Source organism: Streptomyces umbrinus, assembly GCF_030817415.1.
Lineage (GTDB): Bacteria > Actinomycetota > Actinomycetes > Streptomycetales > Streptomycetaceae > Streptomyces > Streptomyces umbrinus_A.
The window spans coordinates 663,235-688,298 of record NZ_JAUSZI010000002.1; the positions used below are offsets into that span (position 1 = coordinate 663,235).

A 25,064-nucleotide genomic window follows, 5' to 3' on the forward strand; every position below is an offset into this window, starting at 1 on the left:
TCACCGCCATGGCAGGCACCCTCCCCGCGGCGGGGACCGCGACCGCCGCAGCCGACCCGCAGCGCGTCACCGTCGACCTCGCCGCCTCCGAAGGCCCGGTGATGCACGGCGCCAACGGCACCCTGTACGGGGTCAGCGACGACGGCGTGCCCAGCGACGCCGCGCTGGCACCCTTGAAGATCACCAGCGTCTCGCAGAAGCCGGAGGGCGGCGCCCAGCACCCCAACGGCGACGCGCTCACCGTCTCCAAGTCGTTCTTCCGCAACGGCGGCGGCGAGATCCTGGTGATGATGCAGGACATCTACTCCAAGTGGCCGTACGAGGATCTCGGCATCGACGACTACCTCCCCAAGGTCGACAAGATCGTCAAGGAGGTGTCTGCCGACCCGAACAGCGACCGGTTCGTCTACATCCCGTTCAACGAGCCCGACCAGATCTGGTACAACCTCGGCACCTCCGACCAGGCACAGTACGAGGTCAACCGGGACCGGTTCTTCAAGGACTGGAAGACGGTGTACCAGCGGATCCGCGCGATCGATCCCGACGCCAGGATCGCCGGCCCGAACGAATCCGGCTATCACACACGCCTGTTGACCGACTTCCTCGCCTTCGCCAAGCGGGAGAACGTCCTCCCCCAGATCATGACCTGGCACGAGCTGGACTCCAGCTCGCTGCGCAACTTCCAGGGGAATTACGACAGTTACCGCGCGATCGAGAAGAACCTCGGCATCGCACCACTGAAGATCAACATCGACGAGTACGCCAACCGCCGCGATCTGTCCGTGCCGGGCCAACTCGCCCAGTGGGTCTCGATGTTCGAGCGGAACAAGGTGTACGCCAACCAGGCCTACTGGGACGCGGCCGGCAACCTCGACGGCAACGTGGTGCGCTCGAACATACCCAACGGCGGCTGGTGGTTCTTCCGTTGGTACGCCGGACTGACCGGCAACACCGTCAAGGTGACCCCGCCGCAGGCCAACAGCATCGACACCCTCCAGGGTCTGGCCTCGTACGACAAGAAGCGGCGCCAGGCGCAGGTCCTGCTCGGCGGTTCGGCCGGTGACTCCGACGTCGTGGTCCAGAACGTCTCCCGGTCCGTCTTCGGCCGCACGGTGACCGCGACCGTCGCCGAGTCCGCCTGGTCGGGTTACGAGGGCCAGCACGCGGCGCCGCGTGTCCTCGCGCGTACGAAGGTCAGGGTCGCGGCCGACGGTTCGGTGACCGTCCCACTGCGCGGCATGCACAAGATGTCCGCCTACCGCATCGCCCTCACCCCCGGCGGCTCGGGCACCCCGTCCACCGCTTCCGTCCCCTGGTCCGCTTCGTACGAGGCCGAGGACGCGGCCATCACCGACGGCAAGGTCTACACCCAGGGCACGGTCAGCAACGCCAACGGTTACGCGGCTTCCGGGACGAAGGACGTCGGCTCGCTCAACACGGCCTCCAGCAAGGTCGACTTCACGGTGGACGTGCCCGCGGCCGGCACGTACGACCTGGCGATCCTGTACGGCAACCAGTCCGGGACACCCGCCACGCAGAAGCTCTCGACCGACGGCGAGGACCCGGTCACGGTCTCCTATCCCTCAACCGAGAACTGGACCTACCGCGCCAAGAAGGACGTCACCGTCGAACTCCCGGCCGGTCGGCATGTGTTGACGCTGGCCAAGGACGACGCCGAGGTCACCCTCGACCGCATCGACCTGACCGCCCGTACCGCCGCCGCGCCTTCCGCGTCGTACGAGGCCACGCTGGCGGACATCAGCGGGAAGCCGTCCTACGACTACTCCTCGTCGGCGGGGGTCGGCACGGGCGCCCTGGTCCTGCGCTCCGGTGACAAGGCGGTCTTCGACGCCTACGCACCGCGCGACGGCTACTACACCGTGGTGTCGCGCGCCAACGCGGCGGTGAAGCTGGAGCTGCACGGTGAAAAGGTGACGGCGGCACCCGGCCGGGCCCTGCGGCTGTACCTCGTGGCGGGCAACAACCGCATCGCGATGACGGCCAAGGGCGCCTCCGTCCGCTCCCTCGACGTCTCCGGCGCCGGCTCGACGTCAGGCGCTCTCTCCTACGAGGGCGCCTCGGCCACCCTCACGGGCGGTGCCAAGCTCGTCGACTCCGCCCACGCCTCCGCCGGTTCCTACATCGGCTGGCTCGGCAACAGCGCATCCAGCACCGCCGAGTTCACGGTGGACGCGCCCAAGTCCGGCCGCTACATCCTCGTCATCGACTACGCGCACAACGACCGGCGCGACAACGGCCACTCCTACAACACCGACATCATGTCCCGTACGGCGGACATCACTGTGGGCAGCGACGCCCCCCAGAAGGTCACCTTCAAGAACACCTGGAGCTGGGACGACTACTGGACCGTGGGCGTCCCCGTCGACCTGAAGAAGGGCTCCAACAAGGTCACGTTCGGGAACGCGAGCGCGTGGGCTCCCAACATCGACCGGATCGAACTGGGCCGGGTCATCGGCTAGTCGGCCGACTCCACCCCGACGGCCCACACCTTGCACTCGACGTCGGGGAGGCCGGGGCCGACGCCGGGTACATCAGCGTGTCGGCCCCGACCACACACTCGCGCTGATCCGTCAGCTCCCGGTTGGTGAGCGCAGCGACCGGAGCCGACGGGTCAGCTCGAGTGTGTGGTCACGGCGGAACCACGCGATGATCGCGGCGCAGATCAACCAGACGAGCGGGGTGAGCAGGCTGCCGTCAACGATGAATGCCTCGGTGATGAGGGCGCCGCTCATGACGCCGAAGAGCCCGAGTGCGGCGACGCCTGACAGGCGCGGGATGAGCAGGCCGATACCACCGGCGATTTCCAGGATGCCGATCACATGGCGCAGCCATTGACCGACGCCGATGTCCGCGAAGAGCTCCACGCTCTGCTCGCTGCCCAGCACCTTGCCGAGCCCGAAGTTGAAGGCGAAGAGTCCTCCGAGAGCGATCTGGAGGATCCAGAGCGAAATGTTGCCGACGCGGGCGCGCACATCGGAGTGGGTGGTGGCCATTGATCGGTTCACGGGACGCTCCTGATGGGTGAGTTCATCGACCTCGATGACGACTCGACGATCCCGCGGCGCAGTCATGCTCCGCGTCCTCCAGCCATGGACAATGCGGGGTTCCGCGGCTGGAGCAGGAGCTGTCGGCGCTGCGTACCACGGCCGCGGTATCTCGCCTGGTCGGCTACCGCCGCCGCACGACGCGATCGGCGCCTCCGATCCCGTACCGTCCTGGTCATGGCGGATCCGGGTATGGCTCACCAGCGCATCGTGGCTCTGGCCGCGCGGCATCCGCGGGTCGTGGACATGATCATCGGTGTGCTTCTCGCGCTGGTCTATCTGCTCTCCGTCTGGGACGGCAAGGCCGAGAGTCGGCACCCGGGTCGCGATCTGCAGGTGTGGGACGGTGTGGCGGCGGTCGCCATGGTCGGGCTCATCGCGGTGCGGCGGCGCCGGCCGCGCGTGGTGCTGGCCCTCACAGTGGTGGCTGCGGCCGTCACCATCGTGGTGGGCGAGGCGCGGGCGGCGCAGACAGTGGCCGCGGCGATCGCCGGCTACACCGTGGCGACCGCGTATCCGCGCCGGACGGCATGGCTGTTCGGCGGCTCGGCGGCGGTCCTCCTCTACGGCGCCAGTCTGCTGTGGCCGGGCCGGGAGTGGCCGGGCGCCGCATGGTGGGAACGCGGCGATGTCGGCCTCCTCGCCGGTGTCGGAATGGCCGTCGCGGTGGGCGACGCGATCCGGACCCGGCGGGCTTACATGGTGGCCGTGGAGGAACGTGCACGCCGGGCCGAGGAGTCCCGCGAGGAGGAGGCGCACCGACGGGTGATGGAGGAACGGCTGCGCATCGCACGGGAGTTGCACGACGTCGTGGCCCACAATCTCGCCCTGATCAGTGTGCAGGCCGGTGTAGCAAAGCACCTGATGCAGAGCAAACCCGAACAGGCCGCCGCCGCGCTGGGTCACGTTCGGGACGCCGCCGGCACCGCCGTCGAGGAGCTCGGCACGGTCCTCTCCGTACTGCGACAGAAGAGCGATCCCGACGAGTCCACCGGGCCCGCACCCGGCCTGTCCCACGTGCCGGTCCTGCTCGAATCCATGGCCTCGGCAGGGCTACGGGTACGGACCCGCCAGGAGGGACAGGCGCGTCTGCTGCCGGCGGCGGCCGACCTCGCCGCATACCGCATCATCCAGGAGTCCCTGACCAATGCCCACAAGCACGCCAAGGGCGCCGCCGTGGAACTGCACCTCGCGTACACCGGTGACGGCCTGACCATCGAGGTCGCCAACCCCCGCACCGCGCAGGGCGGCGGCCTGCGCCGTGGGACCGGGCACGGACTGATCGGCATGCACGAACGCGCCGCGTCTCTCGGCGGCACCCTGCATGCCGGACCGACCGTCGGCGACACTTTCACCGTGCATGCCTTTCTGCCGGCGGCGGACCAGTCAGGAGCGGCCCAGTGACGACTCGAATAGTGCTGGCCGACGACCAGGCCCTCATCCGGGCGGGTTTCCACGCCCTCATCGAGTCCGCGGACGATCTGGAGGTGGTCGGCCAGGCGGGCAACGGCCGCGATGCCATCGACCTGGTACGCAGTGCCCGCGCAGACGTCGTCCTGATGGACATCCGGATGCCCGTCATGGACGGGCTCGATGCCACGAAGGCCATCACCCGCGACGAGTCCCTCGCCGGGGTCCGGGTCCTCATCCTGACCACCTTCGAGCTTGACGAGAACGTGCTGCTCGCACTGCGGGCGGGCGCCAGCGGATTCCTGAACAAGGGCGTCGAGCCGACCGATCTTCTTGCCGGGATCCGCGCCGTGGCCGCCGGAGAGGCGCTGCTCTCTCCGGGCGCCACCCGTAGTCTGATCAACGGCTTCCTCAGCAACCCCGCCCCTCCCGCCCCGGTCCCCGCGACGGCGCTGGACGTGCTGACCGACCGGGAACGCGAAGTGCTCGCCCTGGTCGCGGGCGGACTGTTCAACGAGGACATCGCCGCCCGGCTGTACGTGTCCCCGCTCACCGCGAAGACACATGTCAACCGGGCCATGACGAAACTTGGCGTCCGCAGTCGGGCCCAGTTGGTCATTCTCGCCTACGAGAGCGGACTGGTCCGCCCGGGCGACGCTCCACCGAGTTGACACGTCGGTGCGCATGACGGTGGGCGCTCGGCCCGCTCAGTACAGATGAGACAAGGGTGACCCCTGGTGCGGCGTCCGGGGCCCACGCGTGCCGCGGACAGGCCAGAGGCTTTCGAAGCGAACATCCGGCTGGACGGCCCACACTCTCTTAGGGAATCCGCACAGGAGGTGTCTCGCACAACGTCGAGCACCACCAGTGAGACCGAGAAGGCCGACGCGGTACCGTGGCGATCATGGCGGACTGGGCTATTCGGCAGGCGTCGATGTCGGACGTCGAGGCTGTGGCCGAGTTGCGTGCGACGGTGCTTCGGACGGATCTGGAACGGCTCGGAGGGTACGACGCGCATCGGGTGCGGCAGCGGTTGCGAGACGGCTTTGACCCGGCTCACACATGGGTGATCGAGGTGGGCGGTGTGTTCGCCGGCTGCGTGGCGCTGCGACCGGCCGACCACTGTCACTGGCTCGAGTACTTCTACCTGACCCCGGCGCTTCAGGGCAGCGGTATTGGTTCGAGCGTGCTGCGCGAACTGCTGGATCGGTGTGACCGCAGCGGTGCCCTCGTCCGGCTGAACCTGCTGCAGGGCAGTCCCGCCCGACGGCTGTACGAACGACACGGGTTCACCGTCGAGATCGAGGATCCGGTGGACGTGTTCATGGTGCGAAGGCTCCCCCAATGAGCAGCAGTGCGGCTTACCGACGGAGAGGTCGAACCGCATGGGTAGGCCGACTGTCGAGTTGGAGGGCTCGCGCCTGAGGGCGCTTTCTGCGGTCAACGGCCGCCTGGTTGTCGGCCCCGGTCGGCCTCTGCCACGCCGGCTGTGGTGGAGACCCCGATGATTCAGAGTAGAGGGATGTCTGAATCGTCTCTGCCGGGTGGCTTCGTCAATCACGTCGTGCGGGTCGGTGCCACGGTGCGCCGTCCTCCGTCGGCCAGGTCAGAGTTCGTCGCCGAACTGCTGAGGTTCCTTGAGGTCCGCGGCTGGTCCGGTGCACCGCGGTACCTGGGCCTCGATGAGGATGGGCGTGAGGTTCTCACCTACCTTGAAGGACACGTGGCCTGGGAACGAGAGCAGCCGTCAGCCGTGCACTCCGAGGAGAGTCTGTTGCTGGTCACCCGGCTCGTGCGGGAGTTCCATGATCTGACGGCAGGCACCGAACTGGCCGGGTCACAGGAGGCCGTCTGTCACAACGATCTCTCGCCGAAGAACACGGTCTACCGATCAGTCGGCGGCGCCTTGCGCCCGGTGGCGTTCATCGACTGGGACTTGGCGGCTCCGGGCGCACGTATTCACGATGTCGCCCATGTGTGCTGGCAGTACATCGGTCTCGGGCCATGGGTGAGGGACATCGACGAAAGCGCGCGGCGGTTGCGGTTGGTCGCCGACACCTATGAGCTGGCTGATCGGGATGACCTCGTCCCGGCCATCTTGTGGTGGCAGGACAGGTGCTGGCGCGGCATCGAGGCTGCGGCGCAGACGGGAGACCGAGCGATGATCGGCCTTCGAGACGCCGGCGCAGTCATGGAGGTCCAGGCTGCCTGGCAGTGGGTCCTGGACCACCGGGGCGTCCTGGCTCGCGCTCTGCGATGACGTACTCGATTACGGGCATCGTCCCTGCCGACGACAAGGATGATGCTGCCCGAAGAGGACCTGCCGTGCCCCGAGCTGCCTGGACCACCTGTCCACGCTGTACGGCGTCAACCGGATCATCTGTGCGGACAACAGACGTGCTGTGAAAGCAGGTTGGATCCATCCCGGCCAACTCCGCTTCTGTCCCTACTGCATCGACGGTGGGCGTGCCCTTCGTCGATATGCCGACCACGGTCGTCGGAACCCAGGGCGCCGAGTTCGCCGAGGATGACGCTGTGGATCCGGGCCCGGACGCGGTCCGAAGTCAGTGGTACTGCGGTACTAGCCGGCTCCGCCGGATTCCGTTCCGCGGTACGGGATGATCGCCCGATACCGCTCCTAAGGGTTGTCCCGTAATTGATCTTTGGGTCGGGCTGAACGTGACTGGTCACTGTGTGTCTGGCCTGCTATCCGACGAGGCTGAGGTTGTGCAGGCGGGCAATGCCGAGCATCGCGTGGTGAACGCCGTCGCCTTTGAGGCGGCAGTCGCGGAGGACCTTCCAGGTCTTCATGCGAGCGAAGACATGCTCGACGCGGGCGCGAACCTGTTTGTGCGAGCGGTTGTGCTCCTGCTTCCACTCGGACAACTCCTCGCCTGGGGTGCGGCGGTGAGGCATGAGAAGTCCGGTGCCTGGATAGCCGCCGTCGGCCATCGTCAGGGTCTTGCCCACGGCGGCTCGCGCGCCGGATTCCTCCCACGCCTTGCAGTCGTTACGGTTGCCGGGCAGGGGCTCGCCGACCACGACGACCCGACGGGTGTCGGCATCGATGACGACCTGGTGGTTGGTGGAGTACCGGTAATTTTTGGACTGTTCGGCGATCGTGTGGTCGCGGGTAGGGACGAGGGTGCCGTCCACGATGAGCACCGTGCCCTTGCGGAACCGTCTGCGGGCCCGGAGTGCGAGCGACGGCCCGAGATGGTCGATGATGCGGTCGGCCGCGGACTTCGAGATGCCGAACAGCGGGGCCAGCTGGCGCAGCGTCAAGTTCGTGCGCCAGTAAGTGGTCACCAGTAGCACGCGGTCCTCCAGGGATAGGCCCCACGGCCGCCCCCGCCGCACCTTGTCGACACCTTCGCGGCGCAGCGCGGTCACCAACTTCCCGAAGCAGCGCGGGCTCAGCCCTGCGAACGGCGCTATCCAGGACGGCTCCGACGCCGTGATCACACCAGCCATGCCAAGATCATCCCACCCGTTGATTGTGTCGGTGGGAAGCAGCAACGTCTGACGGTGAATTCTGGGAACGCTTGAGCGTGCTTGGCGGCCGAAATGTCGGCGCGTTTCAGCAGCATCGTGGATCGGCTGAGGGCTGCGCGGGGCCGGATGTCAGACCCGCCGCATACGATGCCCGGTTATGGCCGATGACGCGCTCGACTACTCCCAGCCCGGACCCTTCACGAGCCTGGACGCGACGCAGCTCCAGCTCATCGAGAGCCTGCCGGAAGACCCCGTTGGCATCTGCGCCGCCGCGCAAGGTCTGGTCATTCAGCCTGTGGACGCCGCCGCGTTAGGGATCGGTGAGGCGCGGCTCGCGGAGAAGAACATCCGGCCGGTCAGCGAGCTGATCGCCGCCCTGATCGCCCTCGATCCGTCCCCGCTGCAGCGAGCTCGCACCCCTGAGACACGGGTGATCGGAACCTGCCGGCACTTCGCCACCATCGCCTCCTCATTCCTGCGAGCGAGGGGCATACCCTCGCGGGCTCGGTGCGGTTTCGGGACCTACTTCCTGGAGGGCTGCGGCGTTGATCACTGGATCACCGAGTACTGGGACGCCGACCAGCGGCGCTGGGTGCGCGTCGACACCGAACACCTCGGCAAGACGTATGTCGAGCGTCCCGAGAATCTCGCTGTTGGCGAGTTCCTGACCGGGGGCGAGGCGTGGGTTCAGTATCGCCAAGGTTCGGTCGACGGTCAGAAGTTCGGGGTGGCCGGTGTCGATTTCGCCTGGGGACCGGCCGAGATCAGCGGCAACGCTGTCCGCGACCTCGCGGCGCTCTGCAAGATGGAAATGCTGCCCTGGGACGAATGGGGCCTCATGACCAACGCTTATCAGGGCAAGACGGGGCCCGACTACGACCAGCTCATCGACGAGGTCGCCGATGCCTGCGCCAAAGACGATCCGCTGGACCTGACCAGCCTGTTCGCCCGGGAAGTCTTGGCCGTGCCCCACGACATGGTCGGATGACCAGATCCGGGGACTGACAGCGGAGCGCCGGCCACCGCGCCAGTCCCCACCTGCTCAGGTCGTGGCAGCCTCTGCCTTGGCCCTGGTCTGGGCCAGGCGGTAGGAGTCGGTGCCGGTCTCGATGATCGTGCCGTTGAAGGTGAGCCGGTCGACGATGGCGGTGCAGAGCCGGGGATCTGTGAACGTCTTGGTCCATCCACCGAAGGCTTCGTTGGAGGCGATGGCGACGCTGTTCTTCTCCTCTCGTTCGGTCAGCACCTGGAACAGCAACTCGGCGCCGTGTTTGTCGAGTTCCATGTAGCCGAGTTCGTCGATGCACAAAAGATCGACGCGTCCGTAGCGGGCGATGGTCTTGGTCAGCTGCTTCTCGTCCGCGGCCTCGACGAGTTCGTTGACGAGTTTGGTCGCCAGGGTGTACTTCACCCGGAATCCGGCCATCGCCGCCTCGGTCCCAAGCGCGATGAGCAGGTGGGATTTGCCGGTGCCGGAGTCGCCGATCAGACAGAGCGGCTGTCCCTTCTTCACCCACTCGCAGGTCGCCAGCGTGTGGACGACGGCGGCGTCGATGTTGAAATTGGCGTCGAAGTCGAACTCCCGCACCGACTTTTGCCTCGGGAAGGCCGCGGCTTTGATGCGGCGTTCGGAGCGGCGCCGTGCCCGGTCGTCGCATTCGGCCAGCAGCAGTTCGGCGAGGAAGGTGAGGTAGGACATCTGCTCGCGGGCGGCCTGCTCGGCCAGGTCCGGGAACTTCAAGCGGATGGTTGGCAGGCGGAGCATCCGGCAGGCGCCGACGACGGCGGTTTCGGCCGCTTGTTCGCTCATCCGGCGGTGGCTGGTGGCGTTCATGGCATCTGGTCTCCCGTGCTGGTGTGATTGGTGCGGCGGCCAAGAAGCTGGCCGTAGGGGGCGGGCGAAGGCAGGGGGCGGGTGTCGGGCGGCAGATGAGCCAGCCGGCGCGCGGTCAGGAAGGTCACCGTCGGCTCCCGCCGCAGAGGCAGCTTCGGTTCGGCGAGGGCTGTGTCGGCGTCGTCGGCTTCCTGGGCCTTGCGGGCCTCCAGGGCAACGGCGTCTGCGGTCAGCGCACCCACCCGCAGCGTGGCCGCGAGCCCGGTCACCAGGTCCTCGTGCGGGATGCGTCGGCCCAGCAGCAATACCTCGATGAGGGCCCGGGTGCCGTCCCGATCACCATGGGCCTTGCAGGCCGCAGCCCACCACGCGTCGTGGACGGGAGTGAACTTCCCTGCGGCTTTGGCCTGTTCGAGGGCGGTCGCCCCGGGCAGGGCGCCGGGCTTGCGCACCAGGGCTTCCAGGTAGTGGTCCAGCACCAGCCGTTCTCCGCCTTTGGCGATTAGCCGTTCGTGCCGGGCGATCTCCGTGCTTCCGTCGTAGACGATCAGATCGTTGGCGTGCAGCACGGCCCGCTTCGTCATCCCAGCACGGCAATCCCGACGGATCGCCGCGTACAGCTCGACCCTCGATCTCGGCGCCATCGACGCCCCCTCGCAGCACGGAGCACACCCATGCTCCCACCGCAAGCCCCCTGGTGTTGCCGAAACTCACCGACACCCACACGCCTCAATCCGACGCGTTCTCGGCGCTGAGCGACACCTGTTCCCCAAACTCACCGACATACCCACACCCGTGGTCTACAGGCTGGAGATGGTTGTCACTTGTGCCCAGTGTCCAAGAGTGCGTCACTTTCCGAGCGGATCCAGCACTGCTCGGCCAACATCTCAGCTGCGTCACCGCGGGCGAGAAAGGTCGCCCATGGCTCGGTGCCCTGTCTGCCGAGGCGTTCGATACGTGCGGCCTCGCGGGACTGAAGGGCGTCCAGCGCCTCGATCACAGCGACAGGCTGTTCACCGTAAGTAGTACAGAGCGCATGAAGCCGGGCCTGCAGGGTGCTGGAGCCAGTGACCGACGCCCGTCGCTGCTGCTCCATGGACCGCAGCGGGACGGCGTACCAGGCGAGTTGGGCCAAGTCGTCGATGGCGTGGCCGGGCGCGGCGAAGTCCCAATCGATGAAGCCAGCGAGCTGGCCACCATCCCAGATCGAGTTCCACGGCCCGAGGTCTCCGTGTCGGATCACCATGCCTGGCCGCCACTCTTCTTCCTGGCCCTGCCAGTGGGCATCGGCCGGCGGCCGGAAGGTCCGAACGGCATCGTGGTAGCCCCGCAGCCAGCGGCCCAGCTCACCGACTCCATGTGAGGAGCGCAAACCTTCTGGCCAGGGCGTGAATGCGGGCTCGCCGTAGAGCAACGACAGCACTTCGTCGGCGCCGTCAGTGCCCAACGCGCGGGGAGCCCTGCCGAACCCCACCTCCTCCAGGTGGCTCAGCAGGGCGTGTACGGCAGGTGTCCACGCGCCTGTCGGCCTACGGATCGTCGCGCCGATCCGTCGCACTGTCGTGACACTGCCGCGGTCAGTGGAGCCGTCCTCAATCACTCGGCCAGCGTAGTCCGGCTACCTCAGGCGGCGCCTTGAATATCAGTGCGCCAGACCCGCATCCCACGTCCGGCTGACAACACATGTGGTCATGCCGCCAGTTACGGGACAGCCCTTAGGTTGAGATCGCGGGTCAGTCAGGCCCAGCTCACCCAATGATCTCTTCTTCTGGTGGCAGTAATCCGTGGCCACCTTCCTCTATCGGCTCGGCCGGCTGGCGTTCCGGCGACGACGCGTCGTCGTGATGCTGTGGGTCGCCGTCCTGGCCGCCATCGGTATCGGCGCCATGAGCGCGCCCGGCACATCCTCCGGGGCCCTGAGTGTTCCGGGCACGCAATCGCAGAAGGCGATCGACCTGCTGCAGAAGGAGTTCCCGCAGGCCTCCGCCGACGGCGCCACCGCACGTGTGGTGTTCGAGGCACCCAGCGGGCAGAAGCTCACCTCCGCCGTCAACAAGGCCGAGGTCGAGTCCCTGGTGGCGAAGCTGGAGAAGTCGCCGCAGGTGTCGGGCGTCTCCGATCCCTTCAGCAGCGGCCTGGTCAGCAAGTCCGGCTCCATCGCCTACGCCCAGGTGTCCTACAAGGTCGCCGAGGCCGACGTCAGCGGCGCGGCCCACGCCGTCCAGACCGACGTCGTCGCCCAGGGCGAGAAGGCCGGCCTGAAGGTGAGCCTCGGCGGCAACGCCGTCAAGGACAAGGCCGCGAGCAAGGCGCCCGAGCTGATCGGCGTCGAGGTCGCCGCCGTTGTTCTGGTGATCACCTTCGGCTCGATGATCGCGGCCGGCCTGCCCCTGCTCACCGCGATCCTCGGGGTGGCCGCGGCCGTCCTTTCGGTCACGCTCGCCACGCACTTCTTCGACCTGGCCTCGTCCTCCACGACCCTGGCACTGATGCTGGGTCTGGCCGTCGCCATCGACTACGCCCTGTTCATCGTCTCCCGCTACCGCAACGAGATCCGCGACGGCCACGAACCCGAGGAAGCGTGCGGGCGCGCCGTGGGCACCGCCGGGTCAGCGGTCGTCTTCGCCGGCCTGACCGTGATCGTCGCGCTGAGCGGCCTGAGCGTCATCGGTATCGCCATGCTCACCTCCATGGGCCTGGCCTCCGCCTTCGCCGTCGCCGTAGCTGTGATCATCGCGCTGACCCTGCTGCCCGCCATGCTCGGCTTCGCCGGTATGCGGATCATGAAGGGCCGACCGGCCCGCTCGACAAGACCATTGCCGCCGAGGTTCCAGGCCGCCGAGCAGGCGACACCCCGGTCAACTGGCGGCACTCGTACGTGACCACTGGAAGGAGGATCGCGGCGTTGCGCTGCGACCGCCTCCGTACCAACGGATCAGCGGCGCCCCTTCCGCGGTCGCGGTACTTCCAGTTCGTTCAGGCGGGGCTCGTCCCCCTCCAGGACTCGTTGCCAGGCCGTGCGGTAGAGGGCGGCGACGGGACCGGTGGGCACGATGACGCCCAGGACGGCTTCCTCGCCGTCGAACAGGTCGTACAGCGGCACCTTCCACCGCTCCAGCGGAATGTGCGGCTGCGGGAGGTGGGCCCAGCCGCCGGGCAGGAACAGTGAGCGTCCGGCTCGGCTGCGACTGCCCTCGACCACGAGGTCGGTCGCGGCGAGTTCGGCGCGTGCGGCGCGGAGCCGGGCCGTTCCACCGCGCTGCTTCGTCCAGCCCGTCCAGCTCGCGGTGTTGCGGTCGGTGGGATCCGGCAGGGCCAGCAGCATCAGATAGATGACGGCGGCGTCTTCGCCGATGCCGTACCGCTCGGCCACTTCACCGACGAGGTCGGGCACGGACCGGGCGGGGTCCTGCGGCCACCACAGACCGTCCGCGTCGCGCTCGCCCGCCACCGGTTCCCCGGGATCGGCGAGCAGTTCCGCGAACCGCCGGTCGTGGACGACGCGGAGGGAGGTCTCCCCCGGGCTCGGCCGCTTGCCGGCGAACAGCGCCGCCAGGTGGGGGTCGCTCCCGGCCGGGTCCAGCAGCACCGGGGCGACCACGGGCATGGGATCGTCGTCCCTGGTGGACACCACCACCGCGCCGTAGCGCACGAAGTCGCCGCCGGTCTCCGTGGGGGCCCCGGCAGCCCGGCGGAAGGACTCCAGACCGACCCGTCTACCGAGGCTGACCAGCAGGTGCGGGTGGGCCAGCCGTTCACGTATCGCGGTCAGCACCGTGGGCAGGACGGCGCGAATCGGATCCCCGGCCGGAAGCCGGTGGGCAAGCCAGGCAGCCAGGGCCACCGAACCGTTCAGGACGTCGGTGCCGAAGCCGGGCGTGTCCCCGTCGGGGCGGGGGTAGAAGCCATTGCCGATCGGCCAGTTCAGGTCACGGGCCAACCGCGGTTCCGCCGCCACGTCGAGGAACCCACGCAACGCCTCGGACGGCTTCCACCACGAGGTGTACTCCAGAGAGCGGAAAGCGTCGTGAAGCACGTCCTCGGGCAGGGGCGTCAGCCGGCCCATCCGCCGATTGAAGACCTCCGCCGCCGCGGCCACGTCCGGGCCGTCCGTCCACAGCCCGGACGGCTCGGCGGGCAGCAGCGCCGAAAGGACGGCCTGCCAGACGCCGGAGTTCGCGAACTGCACAGAGTCGCAGCCCAGAGCCGCTCGGGCCACCCCCACATCGGCCGCCTTCACTCCGATGGCCTTCAGCGTCTCGGCGGGCACGGGCTTTTTCCCGTCGTCGGTCATCGGCACTCCGGCGACCACCAGCCGGCCCATGGTCGGAGTGATGCCGGTGAGCCGGGCGAACTCCTCGGCAGCGGCCGGGAACCAGGGCGCCGGGCCGCGCGCAGCGAGCTCGGACCGGAAGGCCGCGAACCAGCCGGGCGCCCATGTCCGCCCTGTGACGAACGGCTCGGCGGAGACCAGAGTGTACGGAGCGGGCGCCTCGAACCGGCCGGACGGATCGTGGAAGACGGCCCCGTACACCCGGCCCGCGTCGACGTGCTGCTCCGTGCCGAAGGGGAAGATGACGAACGCGCCGCCATGCAGCGGGAGCACGTTCCCTGTGGACGTGTACTTCCCGGCGCCCGGCCCCTCGAAGATGCTTTCGTCCAGGCGCAGTTCGACCCGGCGCCAGTGGTCCGGGTGCAGCACCGCGAGTTCCTGGGCGTCGAGTTCGGCGAGGAGCGCGTCCAGCGCCTCCCGGTGGTGGTCGACGGTGCCTGCCGTACCGGCCCGGAGAGCCACCAGCGCGGACAGTGTGGGCAGGTCCTCCCAGCCCATGACGCGCAGACAACCCTGTTCGGGCAGGGCGAGGTGCAGACGACCCGTCGGGACCGGTTCGGTGATACCCCGCAGGGCCTCCCCGAACAGCCGCAGCAGCCGGAAGATGTCGTCCCCGCCGTAGTAGTGGTACGACCTGCGGTACGACCACCACCGGTCGCCGTTGACGCCGAGCCCTTGCAATGCCGCGGTGAGCGTGCCGTTGTCGGGCTCGACCCGGCGCTCCTCCCGGACACTGCCCGTGACCGCCGCGTCGAGCCGGGTGCGCGCCACGTCCAGGATGCGCTGCTGGTCGGCGGCGAACCGCAGCACCCCGGCGATGCCCGTGCGCAGTGCTTCATGGGAGACCTGTGGCAGCAGGGTACGGACCACTCCGGCCAGCCGGTCCCGGCCGTCTGCTCCCGCGCGCTCCTCGTCCGGGCCGGTCGTGTTCTCGACGCTCTCGGCATCCTTGGTCTTCACGGACTCGGCTGCGGCGGCCGTCAGCAGGGCCGTCGCGGTGTTCTCGTCGACCTTGCGGAGTGCAGCGGAGCCCTGCGGGTCGCGGGGCTGGAGCAGGTGCCAGTAGCGCAGGGGCGGCAGCAGGCGAGTGCCCGCGGTGAAGGGTCCGGCGGTCTGGTCCCGGGGGATCTCGGCCATCTCCGCGCCGTCCGCGTTGAGCAGACGGATCTCGTTGTACTGCCTGATCACCGCCAGCGGCCGGTCGGCGCCGGGGAACTCCAGTGCCCACCGCGGACTCTGGTCGGTCCCGGGCGGCACGACGACCGAGCGCCCGGCCAGGTCCTCGCCCCGCCGTGAGCCGTCGGGCAGTGTCACCACCCGCCAGCCGAGCAGCCCGTCCACCGGGGAGCACATCGGACCCGGTACGGCGAAGGGGTCAGGCAGCAGCCAGCCCGCCTCCAGGGTGCTTCCCTCCGGGGCGGCGCGCACGCCCTCGCCGAACCAGTCCGGCAGCCCGGGTTCGCCCTGTGCGTTGCTGACCGGGTCGTACTCGAACCAGGTGTGCTCCCGCCGCTCGGGCCCCACTAGGTCCCACACCCAGTACGACGTCCCGTCGCTGATCACCTGCCGAGCCGGTGGCACGACGGCGTCTCCTCGGCGCAGTACGCCGCCCCCGGTGGCCCGGCCGCCCCCGGGGAGCGGGAGGGAGACGCGGCCCAGGTCGTCTCCCACACGGGAGGCACGGGAGGCACGGAAGTAGCCGGCGTACTCGACCGGCATCACCTGGGAAGGGTTCTGGTGCCAGTAACCCTCCTTGTCCTGCGAGTCGTACGAACTCCACCAGACGAACAACTCGCCGTCCACATAGTGACAGTTGGCATAGCTGGGATAGCGCGTCAGCTTCTCGGGGAGGTTCAGCTCGTGCGTGAGCAGGGTGCCCTCCGCACCGATCACGCGGATCTTCAGGCCGAGCCGCACGATGAGGTGCGGCCAGGCATCCGAGACCTCGAAATTCTCCATCGAATCCAGCTTTTCGGGCGCCGCCGCGACCGCCTCTTCCCAGGCGGGCCAGCCGAGTTCGTCGAGGAGTCCGGACCGCAGGGCGCGGGCGAGGGCCGGGGCGATGCCGGTCCTCAGCGCTTCTCGAACCGCCGTCTCGGCGACCGCCAGTACCTCGCCCGGCAGCCAGCTCAGCGTCCTGAGCGCACCGGAGTGACCGGCGTTCGCGGGGAGCTCCGCGGCGACGTACCACCGGCTGACCTCGCCCACCCACGCGGCGAGCATCGGCCTCGCACCGGGGCACTCGGCCAGGGCGAGGACGGTCCGCATGCCATCCTGTCTCTCCTCCTGGGGGCAGCCATTGCGGAACGCCGGATGGAAGCGGTGGTCGGCTTCCAGGGCGACGAGGTCGCGCCGGTGTTCACAGGCTGCCCACGACACCAGGTTGAGGCGGTGACGCTCCTCGGGCTCCGCCAGCGGTACGCCCAGGGCCAGCAGCTGGTCGAGGAGGTTCACATCGCCGACAGGGGGCGTCAACAGGCCGCCGGAGGCCTCCAGTTCGGTGCGCAGTGTGTCGGCCATGCGGTCGACGAGCGGATACAGTCCCGCCGGAGCGAGGCGGTGGTCGGCCCGCCACAGTTCCAGGAATCTGCGGGTCCAGCCGGCCGTGCCGTCGGCGGGACGCACTTCGGCGGGCAGGGTGGTATCGCACAGCCCGGCGGTGGCACCGGACTTCTCCAGCAGGTCCAGCCACTGGGGCAGTTCTTCCCGCTCCCACCCTGAGGGCATCAGCTCCAGCAGGGTGCCGCGGAAGGCGGGTTCCTGCCGGGTGAGGTCCAGCAGGGCCGGCCGGTGGGTCTTCCACCAGCCGGGCGGTGCCTTGAGGGTGCCGGGCAGCGCCAGCATCTCGCGCAGATAGGCGATCTCCTCGCCGAGCGCGTTCCTGCCCGCGGCCGCCTTCGCCAGCCGGCGCAGATCACCCGCGCCCGGACTCGACGGAGGCAGCCCGTGCGCGGCCAGGCGCACGAAGAGCCCGCGGACGTGCCGGAACGCCGTGGCGGCCGGGACCCGGGACGACAGCCCCTTGGCGTAGCTGGAGAGCATCTTCGTCGGCACGGCCCCGGCCAGGGCGAACTCGAGGAAGACGGCGTCCATGCGCTCCTCGTCGAAGGGCAGCGCGTGCCCGGTCTCGGCCTTGCGTGCGTTGACGAACATCTGCGACGCGTACGCGCTCTCGTCGGCGGCCAAAAACACCCGGCCCGCCTGCTCGTAGAAGGTCGGCAGGAAATGCGGCACGGACCCCGCGAGGCGTTCGCCGATCGACTCGTAGGCGGCCCGCGCCCTCTTCGGCCTGGACTTCGCCGTCCGCGCCACCGTGTTCATCTCCTCGACCAGCGACATCGCCAGGTGACCGTCCGAGGGATGATGAACCAGCACCCATTCCGGGAAACCCAGCGCCCGCGGCTGCCCCAGACCGACCTCCACCGGCCCGCCCTCGGGTTCCAGGCCGAGGAAACCGGCGCCCAAGCCCCCTCCCTGTCCCGCGGCGACCAGCCGTACGACGATCCGGCCCTCCAGGCCCGGATGCCGGTAGGCCTGCGCGAACATGGCCACCGCCCGGTCACCGCCCCCGATGGTCCCCGGAGGCAGTACCGCACCGGCACGCAGCAGTTCCTCGGCCTCAGCCCGGGCTTCAGCCCGGGCCTGCGCCACCGCCGTCGCCTCGCCCCGGGCCACCGCGTCCTTGGCCACCGTGTCGCTCATGATTCCGTGCCTTTCGCGGCCGTGCGGCCGGTCCCCGGGGCCCTGCTCACGCGTGCGCCCGTCGGTCTGTGTCGTGTGAGATGCCCCGGCCACGCCCGTGCTCCCGAGGTGTGCCGCCGTCCGTGCCGTCGTCCCTGCCACAGTCCGTGCCACCGTGCCGCTCACGCGGTGCGGTCCGCGGACACCGTGCGGCCGGCCTGCAGGGCCGCGGCCATCCGCATCCCCTCGGACCACGCCACAGGGCCCACCTCGGACAGCCGAAGCCGGGAATCCCGTCCATGGCGCCAGCTCAGATCGCCGGTCCGGCCCTCTTCCCCGTAGTACGGACTGCCGATCTCGACCGACGCGGTAAAGACCCGCCCGGCGTCCCGGATCCGGCCACTGACGCGGCCCTCGGACACCTTGTAGCCGAGCGAAGCAGCACGCGCGGAAAGATGGAACCACGAGCTGTACTCGGCGCCGGAGAACTCGGAGACCGTCTCGGCATCACCGAGTTCTCCGGCGCCGAGGTCACGCGGCCTGCGCCAGACGGCGCGATGGATCTGCTCGACACCCTGCACCACCCCCAACTCGGCCGCAAACACGCGAAGTTCGTCAAGGTCCGGAAGCAGCACCGGATGGGGCATCGTCACCGTGCGGGGGGACAACCGGACGGTCTCGCCGTCCAGGTTCACCACCCCAAGCCCACCCGAGTCGTCGGCGTCCCGCAGAAAACCCACCTCGCCGGGGCCCTCGCCGACCACCACCAGGTCACGCAGCGCCGACCGCCACGCCTCGTCGGGCCACACCCGGGCCAGCAGACCGGACGGCACCGGCAACGAGGACACCATCCAGCTGTCGACCCGCGCCACACACTGGGCCGCATGCCGGTCCAGCCACTCGGCGAACCGCTGCAGCTCGATCACCTCGGGCCGGTCCCGTAACTCTCCCGGCAGCGCTCTCAGCTGCCCTTCCCCAGACGTCTCCGACGCGGACCGGGCCACTACCCGGCCTTCCACCAGAGCGATCTCATAGGTGTCGCCCACTGCCAGCCAGCCCATTGGTTTTCTCTGCCTCTTTCGCCGTTCGGAAACCGGCACAGCGCGGCCGGCGGTCCGAATCGACCCACCCCACTGTGACTGTCCGCGAAAGATTAGAGGCACCCACTGACAGTTGGCGTGCCGTTCATTAAGCCAGGCCTCGGTGGCCCGCTGCCTTGCGGACCTGCAGACCTGCTGCTGCGGAGTTCTCTCCAAGCTCCTGACCAATTCGTACCCCGATGGCGGTGGTTCGCTCGATCCGGCGGTGGAGCCGCAGGTGTTGCGCTCGACAGGTTCGGTCGCATCAGCGCTGAGCTGCCATGAGCCGTCGTGCTTCACCGTGGCGGTGTCCGCGAGTCGACGTGAGAGGGTTCGCACGCGGGCCGCACCCGGACTGTCGGACGATCACCCGTGCCAACTCGGGGGTGGCGTCGGCAGCCGGCAGATCCAGGGCCCTGCGTACGGCGATGCGGCTATGGCCGCCGCGTCGATGTGCACGGTGGTCAGGGCGGGCGAGAACAGTGCTCCGCGAGGGGTTGAGACAGCTGTTGCTCAGCCCTTGACGGCGAGCTGGATACGCCCTGAACGAACCATCGCCGGAAGAAGGCGAAGACGATCAGTACGGGCAGTACGGGCAGGACGCCGAAGGCGAGGACTTGGCCGCAAGCGCCTGCATCCGCTGCCGTCCAGCCTCTCGGGATCGTCGGCTTGGCATCTCTTGCTTCGGTAGGCCCTGCACGTGCCCGGAACTGTGGCTTCCACCACGGCGAATGTGATCTTGGCGTGGTGAGATCGCCGGATGCTCGGTTTCCTCCTCCGTCTCCCGCCGTTCTGGGTCCGCGAACCCCTGCTCATCGCGGTCGGTTCCGTTCTCGGCGTACGCATCATGTATCTCGCCGTCCGCGATCACGATCGGGTCGCGGCCGGTCTCGGCGCGGCGTTCCTCGTGTTCACCGCAGTACGCATCCACACCGTGGCCCGCGCCCTGCGCGCACGCCGGAGCCCGAGTCCGGCAGCCTCCGCGGACGGGGCGGCGATCGCTGCTACCGTCCAGGCGCAGGCACAGGCCCAGGCCGGAACCGGGCCGAGTCCTCGCCCGAACACTCCGGAGAAGGACCACAACGCATGGGGCCAGGCCGTTGCGGCCGTGGCCGTGTTCGGGGCACTCGGGGCCGCGCTGTGGGTGGCCCCACACGTGATGCCGTCCGACACCATCGCCCCGCAGCCCGCCTCGTGTTCGGGCGGGACACACGAGGAACTGCCGAAGGCCTACAAGCAGACACCCCAGCCTGTGACCGGTGAAGAACTGTGCAAGGCGCTCAACCAACCAGACCTGGCCACGCTCCTGGGAACGCCTGGAGAGACCGCGACCACTGCTTCCGCCACCGACAACACCGCTCCATTGACCGATGGGAAGGTCGCCCAACCGGAGGCCGAGGTCACGTTCGACACGTACAGCGTGAATGTCTCGGCCACTTACAACGAGCTGTCGATCGACCAGTACGTGAAGCTGATGAAGTTCGGGGACGAGCAGGACATCAAGACGCTTGCGACTCTCGGCCGGCCCGCGGTCCTCTCCTCGGCTCACACCATGAAGTTCGAGATCAATCTCGGAAGTGGCGGATCCGCCGGACCGGTCGAACAAGGCCCCCTGGCCAGGACGCTGACCGTGGCCCTGGACCGCAATGACCGGGGCGGCTACTGCGAAATCACCGTGTGGAGCAAGTCCGGAGCCCTCCCGGACGACGGCGTTCTCCTCGACATCGCTGAAAAGGTTCTTCCGAGCATGCCCGAACGGCCTGTCCGATGAGACGCCGAGAACACTCCGGCGAAAAAGTTTCCGTCCAGTCGCGCCGCCCGCGACGGCATCGGCCTTGTGACGGGATGCGTGCCGCGACCTTCTTGACCCAGTCGGAGGTCAGGCTGCGTCGTATCAGAGACGAGCTGGAAGTGTGGACCGACATTACTGAGGTTTTCGGGTTGGTGTCGGGGGTGACGGCGGGTGATCCCTGCGCTACGCCGGTTGTATGCGATACGCGCAGGGAGGGGGCCTGACTGCTGAGTGGCGGGCCTTTCGTGAGGGTGTCCGGCGGGTGTCCGGCGAGCGGTTCGTGCGGGGTGAGAAGACCTCGGTGATCGCGAAGGATTTGCGGGTGAGCGAGCGGTCGGTGGAGCGGTGGCGTCGTGCCTGGCGCGAGGGTGGAGCGACGGCGCTGGCGTCCTCAGGCCCGGCGAAATCGCCCAAAATATCCGAGGCGCAGTTCGCCGTGCTGGAGGAGGAACTCGGCAGGGGGCCGGCCGCGCGCGGCTGGGAAGACCAGCGGTGGACGCTGGAACGCGTCAAGACGGCGATCGCCCGCAAGTTCCATGTCACCTGCTCGATCTCGGGGGTGTGGCGGCTGCTGCACCGGCACGGCTGGTCCTGGCAGAGCCCGGCCCGCCGGGCGCTCGAGCGCGACGAACTCGCCGTGGGGTTGTGGAAGAAAGACGTGTGGCCGCAGGTGGAAGCACCGCGGCGGCGCTCGGGGCCTGCATCGTCTTCGAGGACGAGGCCGGGTTCGCGATGACGCCGCCGCATGCCCGAACCTGGAGCCGGCGCGGACGCACTCCCGTGGTGCGGGTCCGTGGCCGGTCCCGGCGTCGGATCTCGATCGCCGCGCTGGCCTGCTACAAGCCCGGCGAGAGGCCCCGGCTTATCTACCGTCCGCGCTTCCACCTGCCCTGGAAGGGCGCCCGCAAGAGCTTCGCCTGGACCGACTACCGCGACCTCGCCGTCCGCGCTCACCTGCAGCTCGGCGCCCCCCATCGTTCTGCCGAGTAGCCGAGGGGAATCTCACCCCTCGGCTCTCACAGAACCGTGCGTAACAGTCGCCCGTTACACGGCTCTTGCCGTTCTGATCAGCAGGCCAGTACGGCATCCGTCGTCAGGCGCCAGTGCGCGAACATACGGGGGTATCGCTGAGCGATCTCCACGAGTTTCGCAAGGGCCTTCCGTCTGCCCGCGAGCCGCTTGTACTTCTGGCGGATCCAACGCACCAGGTAGGCGTTGATGCGCATCGCGAAGGTGCGCAACTCCCACGGCCGGAAGCGGCTGTAGTAGTTGAGCCAGCCCGCCACCACAGGGTTGGTCCTGCGGGCGAGCTCGTTGAAGGAAAGGTCCGAGCGGGTGTGCAGGTGCCAGGAGCGCACCTCCCGGCTCATCCTCGTCAGGGCGTCCTTGCTGACCGCCGGGTCGAACGACAGGAACTGCCTGCCGTGCCGGTTCCGGCTTCGCCTGGCGCGGAAGGTGTATCCGAGGAAGGTGAACGCGGTGTGCTCGTAGGAGCGTCGGCGTTTGCCGTTCTGGCAGTACACAATCCGGGTCTTGGCCGGGTGCAGTTGCAGCCCGACCTCGGCCATCCTGCCCGTGAGCGCGGCCAGCACCCGCTGGGCCTCGCGCTCGGAGACGCAGTGCAGCACCGCATCGTCCGCATAGCGCTCGAACCAGACGGCCGGGAACTCCCGGGCCATCCACATGTCGAACGCGTAGTGCAGGAACAGGTTCGCCAATACGGGAGAAACCGGAGCCCCCTGTGGGGTCCCTCGCTCCCGCTCCAGCAGGGAGCCGTCGGGCATGGCGAGCGGGGCCGCAAGCCACCGCCGCACATACAACTTCACCCAAACGGCGTCAGTGTGCGCCTCCACCGCCTTGACCAGCAGGTCCCAGGGCACACTGTCGAAGAACTTGGCGATGTCGAACTCCACCACCCAGTCCCGCTTCCAGCAGCGCTCCCGGCATTTCCCCACCGCGTCCAAGGCGGACCGCCCGGGCCGGTATCCGAAGCTGTCCGGATGGAAAATGGGCTCCACCCTTCGCATCAGGTGCCGGGCCACTACGGTCTGCGCCACTCGGTCGGCGACAGCGGGAATGCCGAGCATTCTCGTGCCGCCGCCGTGCGGCTTGGGAATGGCCACCGCACGCACCGGCGGTGGAAAGTAAGAGCCCGACGACATCCGGTTCCAAGACCTTGAACAGATTATTCTTCAGGTCCTTCTCGAAGTCGTCGATACTCTGCCCATCCACTCCTGGTGCGCCTCTGTTCACCCTGACTTCCTCCCACGCCTCCTTGACTTCCCACTTCGAAATATCAAACGGCTTGGCCTGCGACTTCAACTGGCCCATCGAACTCCTCCCGGACACCGTCCGGTTGATGCGATCAACTCAGTCACGAACGACCCGGCCCCTTCGCTCCACCCCCATTACAGGGGCTTCATCACTACTACGAGCCGGTCCGCCGGCAGGCCCCGCATCGGTACTCGACCCCTCGCGGTGTCCGCCGCTTGGGGCACTCCCTCTCGCCCGCCGCCACGCGGCGGACAGTGTCGGGGCCTGCCTTCTCCTGTTCCATGCGGAAGCCGCAGACCGGGCTCACGTCGCCTACATGCCGGACACCACCTGGCCAATAAACGGGCACCCGCCAGGCTCATCCCGGAGCCCAGATCATGCCCCGGTTTCGATGTCATCTGTTTGTCTTTCGACACATCAGCAGCGATTCACTTGCGTTCGTCTTCCCGGTCCCCACCTGACGCCTCTTACAACGCCTTTTCCTCATCGCTCACCACGACGGTCTTCAACCCAACGCAGCATGAGGCGGTTTGAAGTCTCCCCCCGCAGGGCGACTCCGAAGGGCCACAAATCCTTCATCTTCCGCACAGCACCATTTTCGGAAGCTGTTCCTACAACCAACTCCCTTTCATGTTCAGGACACAAGGTCTGGGACAATCTGAACACTCACCGGGCAGCTGGGATGCGCCAATACGCCGCTGACCACGACTGGCTCACCATCTGCCAGCTCCCCAGTTACGCACCCGATCTCAACCCGGTGGAAGGGATCTGGTCGTTACTTCGGCGCGGAGCCCTGGCCAACGTCGCCTTCACCGACCCCGACCCCGACCACCTCACCCGCACCCTGCGCCGGGCACTGAGCCAGATCCAGCGCCGCCCCGACCTCATCGACGGCTGCCTGACAGAGAACCGGACTGACCATCACCCCAAATCTGACGCTAATACGAAAAGCTTCAGTACCCGTGAACCGGCTGCCCGTGAGGGCATGACGGCCGCATACAAGACACAGGGGCCGGCTGGCTCAGGGAGCGACTCCCGTCGGCCGGCCGCACCCATGTCGCGGGCGCGCCCCGGGGCCAGGCCATCGCATGCGGGACGACCCGAAGGGCGCACTTCCCGCGCGCTGCCGACTCCGAGCGCTCCACTGTTCGGGTGACGTGACGTCAACATGCTTGTCAACGACGTGGTGCAAATGGGTTACTTTACGTATCCGAACAGGTGGGCCGCCCGTCCCTCCACAGGAGAGTGGCAGCTGGCCCACCGTCGGCCCCAGGGACGGCGTTCCAGGCCGGGGTTCGGCTGCCGTCCTGACCGTTTTCCTGAGTGCCCGCAGAGGCAGCGGTTTCCGGCCGACGTGTTCTTCCCTCACCACTGTTTCGATCGGCCTGAGCGGGAGGGCCGTCCGCGTTCTCGACGACAGAGCGCTGGCCCCTTCCCAGGCCCATAGGCCGATGTGGCCACATCGGCTGATCGGGCTCCCGGGCGGCTGTGAGCCGCCGACTCCAGGTCCCGGCAAGAAAATCCACGGCAGCGCCCACTGATCGCTGACGAGCGTCGGTGAGCACGGGCCGCCGAGGACAGACCGTTCCTACGCACATCCAGTCCGTCCGAGCAGGAGGCACATCATGCCTTTCATCCAGCAGAGCACATCGGGCCCAGTGGCAGGCTCCGCCGAGTACTTCCTCCCCATCACGGTCACCGGCGAGCAAACCGCCACACTGCTGCCCGGCGAAACCGCAGACGTCACCCTCACCTTCACCAACCCGAACAGCAATGTAAGGGCCCAACTGACCTCCATTGCCGTCGGCGAAGTCGTTGTCGACACCGTGGCGAACGCCGACGACATGACGTACTGCCACGATCAGATCGAACTGTCCACAGCCGGCGTGGGCCCCCTGCCCACGCTTGACCTCAGTCAGGCCAACCTGCCATTCGTGCTGGCTGCCGCTGTGAAGTTGAAGGAAGACTCCGACATCCGCTGTCAAGGGATGACGTTTCACACCACGTGGACGGTCCAGGCCCAGGCCATCCGCTGAGCGCGGTCCTCATCACCTACGCCATCGAATGAGCCGGGCGATGGACTGCATCCCGGCGTAAACCG

Annotated in this window: 17 protein-coding genes and 2 pseudogenes; 11 read left to right on the plus strand and 8 right to left on the minus strand. The window is 68.2% G+C overall.

The window, feature by feature from the left end:
• Positions 1–8: 8 nt before the first annotated feature.
• Positions 9–2,480, plus strand: coding sequence for a CBM35 domain-containing protein (locus QF035_RS03615; protein WP_307518077.1), 2,472 nt, complete (start codon positions 9–11; stop codon positions 2,478–2,480).
• Positions 2,481–2,591: 111 nt separating this feature from the next.
• On the opposite strand, the gene QF035_RS03620 is transcribed toward QF035_RS03615, so the two are convergent.
• Positions 2,592–3,014, minus strand: coding sequence for a DoxX family protein (locus QF035_RS03620; protein ID WP_307518078.1), 423 nt, complete (start codon positions 3,012–3,014; stop codon positions 2,592–2,594).
• Between the two features lie 228 nt (positions 3,015–3,242).
• Here QF035_RS03620 and QF035_RS03625 point away from each other — a divergent pair, with 228 nt between their 5' ends.
• From QF035_RS03625 to QF035_RS03640, 4 genes are all read left to right on the plus strand, one after another.
• Positions 3,243–4,469 (plus strand): sensor histidine kinase, encoded by a 1,227-nt coding sequence (locus QF035_RS03625; RefSeq protein WP_307518080.1) that lies wholly within the window; start codon positions 3,243–3,245, stop codon positions 4,467–4,469.
• Complete coding sequence (locus QF035_RS03630; protein WP_307518082.1) at positions 4,466–5,146, plus strand: response regulator; 681 nt, start codon at positions 4,466–4,468, stop codon at positions 5,144–5,146. The genes QF035_RS03625 and QF035_RS03630 overlap by 4 nt, the downstream gene beginning before the upstream one ends.
• A gap of 233 nt (positions 5,147–5,379) precedes the next feature.
• Complete coding sequence (locus tag QF035_RS03635; RefSeq protein ID WP_307530873.1) at positions 5,380–5,823, plus strand: GNAT family N-acetyltransferase; 444 nt, start codon at positions 5,380–5,382, stop codon at positions 5,821–5,823.
• Positions 5,824–5,997: 174 nt separating this feature from the next.
• The gene (locus QF035_RS03640) at positions 5,998–6,735 is read left to right on the plus strand and encodes a phosphotransferase (protein WP_307518083.1); all 738 of its coding nucleotides are present in this window, start codon (positions 5,998–6,000) and stop codon (positions 6,733–6,735) included.
• 446 nt (positions 6,736–7,181) lie between these two features.
• Here QF035_RS03640 and QF035_RS03645 read toward each other — a convergent pair whose 3' ends face one another.
• Positions 7,182–7,949: a transposase gene (locus QF035_RS03645; RefSeq protein WP_307518085.1), complete on the minus strand. Its 768-nt coding sequence runs from the start codon at positions 7,947–7,949 to the stop codon at positions 7,182–7,184.
• Positions 7,950–8,127: 178 nt separating this feature from the next.
• On the opposite strand from QF035_RS03645, the gene QF035_RS03650 reads away from it, so the two are divergent.
• Positions 8,128–8,958: a transglutaminase-like domain-containing protein gene (locus tag QF035_RS03650; RefSeq protein ID WP_307517441.1), complete on the plus strand. Its 831-nt coding sequence runs from the start codon at positions 8,128–8,130 to the stop codon at positions 8,956–8,958.
• A 54-nt stretch (positions 8,959–9,012) separates the two neighbouring features.
• On the opposite strand, the gene istB is transcribed toward QF035_RS03650, so the two are convergent.
• The 3 genes from istB to QF035_RS03665 form a co-directional block, all read right to left on the minus strand.
• Entirely contained in the window at positions 9,013–9,804 is a 792-nt protein-coding gene (gene istB, locus QF035_RS03655; RefSeq protein WP_307517440.1) for an IS21-like element helper ATPase IstB, read from the minus strand.
• Positions 9,801–10,388: a hypothetical protein gene (locus tag QF035_RS03660; protein WP_307517439.1), complete on the minus strand. Its 588-nt coding sequence runs from the start codon at positions 10,386–10,388 to the stop codon at positions 9,801–9,803. Before QF035_RS03660 ends, istB begins: the two co-directional genes overlap by 4 nt.
• A gap of 236 nt (positions 10,389–10,624) precedes the next feature.
• On the minus strand, positions 10,625–11,404 hold the full coding sequence (locus QF035_RS03665; RefSeq protein WP_307517437.1) for a phosphotransferase: 780 nt from the start codon (positions 11,402–11,404) through the stop codon (positions 10,625–10,627).
• A gap of 184 nt (positions 11,405–11,588) precedes the next feature.
• Between QF035_RS03665 and QF035_RS03670 the strand changes: the two genes are divergently transcribed.
• Positions 11,589–12,686: an MMPL family transporter gene (locus QF035_RS03670; protein ID WP_307518086.1), complete on the plus strand. Its 1,098-nt coding sequence runs from the start codon at positions 11,589–11,591 to the stop codon at positions 12,684–12,686.
• Positions 12,687–12,739: 53 nt separating this feature from the next.
• Here the strand turns inward: QF035_RS03670 and QF035_RS03675 are convergent, their stop codons facing one another.
• Together QF035_RS03675 and QF035_RS03680 are read right to left on the minus strand one after the other, a co-directional pair.
• Complete coding sequence (locus tag QF035_RS03675) at positions 12,740–17,839, minus strand: DNA-binding protein (protein WP_307518088.1); 5,100 nt, start codon at positions 17,837–17,839, stop codon at positions 12,740–12,742.
• A 161-nt stretch (positions 17,840–18,000) separates the two neighbouring features.
• Positions 18,001–18,879 (minus strand): DUF4132 domain-containing protein, encoded by an 879-nt coding sequence (locus tag QF035_RS03680; RefSeq protein WP_307518090.1) that lies wholly within the window; start codon positions 18,877–18,879, stop codon positions 18,001–18,003.
• A gap of 778 nt (positions 18,880–19,657) precedes the next feature.
• Between QF035_RS03680 and QF035_RS03685 the strand changes: the two genes are divergently transcribed.
• Both QF035_RS03685 and QF035_RS03690 read left to right on the plus strand, forming a co-directional pair.
• Positions 19,658–20,668 carry a DUF6215 domain-containing protein gene (locus QF035_RS03685; RefSeq protein ID WP_307518092.1) on the plus strand — a complete coding sequence of 337 codons (1,011 nt, stop codon included), beginning with the start codon at positions 19,658–19,660 and terminating at the stop codon, positions 20,666–20,668.
• A gap of 217 nt (positions 20,669–20,885) precedes the next feature.
• Positions 20,886–21,661 (plus strand): annotated as a pseudogene (locus QF035_RS03690) (IS630 family transposase); the annotation flags it as partial.
• A 95-nt stretch (positions 21,662–21,756) separates the two neighbouring features.
• Here the strand turns inward: QF035_RS03690 and ltrA are convergent.
• Positions 21,757–22,812, minus strand: coding sequence for a group II intron reverse transcriptase/maturase (gene ltrA / locus QF035_RS03700; RefSeq protein ID WP_307518095.1), 1,056 nt, complete (start codon positions 22,810–22,812; stop codon positions 21,757–21,759).
• A gap of 797 nt (positions 22,813–23,609) precedes the next feature.
• On the opposite strand from ltrA, the pseudogene QF035_RS56220 reads away from it, so the two are divergent.
• Both QF035_RS56220 and QF035_RS03710 read left to right on the plus strand, forming a co-directional pair.
• Positions 23,610–23,952, plus strand: a pseudogene (locus tag QF035_RS56220) (transposase); the annotation flags it as partial.
• A 636-nt stretch (positions 23,953–24,588) separates the two neighbouring features.
• Positions 24,589–24,999: a hypothetical protein gene (locus QF035_RS03710; protein ID WP_307518096.1), complete on the plus strand. Its 411-nt coding sequence runs from the start codon at positions 24,589–24,591 to the stop codon at positions 24,997–24,999.
• Positions 25,000–25,064 lie beyond the last annotated feature (65 nt).

What these genes read in the sequence shown, in the direction of transcription:
- QF035_RS03615 (WP_307518077.1), top strand. Translation starts at nt 9, where the DNA reads ATGGCAGGCACCCTCCCCGCGGCGGGGACCGCGACCGCCGCAGCCGAC.
- QF035_RS03620 (WP_307518078.1), bottom strand. Translation starts at nt 3,014, where the DNA reads ATGGCCACCACCCACTCCGATGTGCGCGCCCGCGTCGGCAACATTTCG.
- QF035_RS03625 (WP_307518080.1), top strand. Translation starts at nt 3,243, where the DNA reads ATGGCGGATCCGGGTATGGCTCACCAGCGCATCGTGGCTCTGGCCGCG.
- QF035_RS03635 (WP_307530873.1), top strand. Translation starts at nt 5,380, where the DNA reads ATGGCGGACTGGGCTATTCGGCAGGCGTCGATGTCGGACGTCGAGGCT.
- QF035_RS03640 (WP_307518083.1), top strand. Translation starts at nt 5,998, where the DNA reads ATGTCTGAATCGTCTCTGCCGGGTGGCTTCGTCAATCACGTCGTGCGG.
- QF035_RS03645 (WP_307518085.1), bottom strand. Translation starts at nt 7,949, where the DNA reads ATGGCTGGTGTGATCACGGCGTCGGAGCCGTCCTGGATAGCGCCGTTC.
- QF035_RS03650 (WP_307517441.1), top strand. Translation starts at nt 8,128, where the DNA reads ATGGCCGATGACGCGCTCGACTACTCCCAGCCCGGACCCTTCACGAGC.
- istB (WP_307517440.1), bottom strand. Translation starts at nt 9,804, where the DNA reads ATGAACGCCACCAGCCACCGCCGGATGAGCGAACAAGCGGCCGAAACC.
- QF035_RS03660 (WP_307517439.1), bottom strand. Translation starts at nt 10,388, where the DNA reads ATGACGAAGCGGGCCGTGCTGCACGCCAACGATCTGATCGTCTACGAC.
- QF035_RS03675 (WP_307518088.1), bottom strand. Translation starts at nt 17,839, where the DNA reads ATGAGCGACACGGTGGCCAAGGACGCGGTGGCCCGGGGCGAGGCGACG.
- QF035_RS03680 (WP_307518090.1), bottom strand. Translation starts at nt 18,879, where the DNA reads ATGGGCTGGCTGGCAGTGGGCGACACCTATGAGATCGCTCTGGTGGAA.
- QF035_RS03685 (WP_307518092.1), top strand. Translation starts at nt 19,658, where the DNA reads ATGCTCGGTTTCCTCCTCCGTCTCCCGCCGTTCTGGGTCCGCGAACCC.
- QF035_RS03710 (WP_307518096.1), top strand. Translation starts at nt 24,589, where the DNA reads ATGCCTTTCATCCAGCAGAGCACATCGGGCCCAGTGGCAGGCTCCGCC.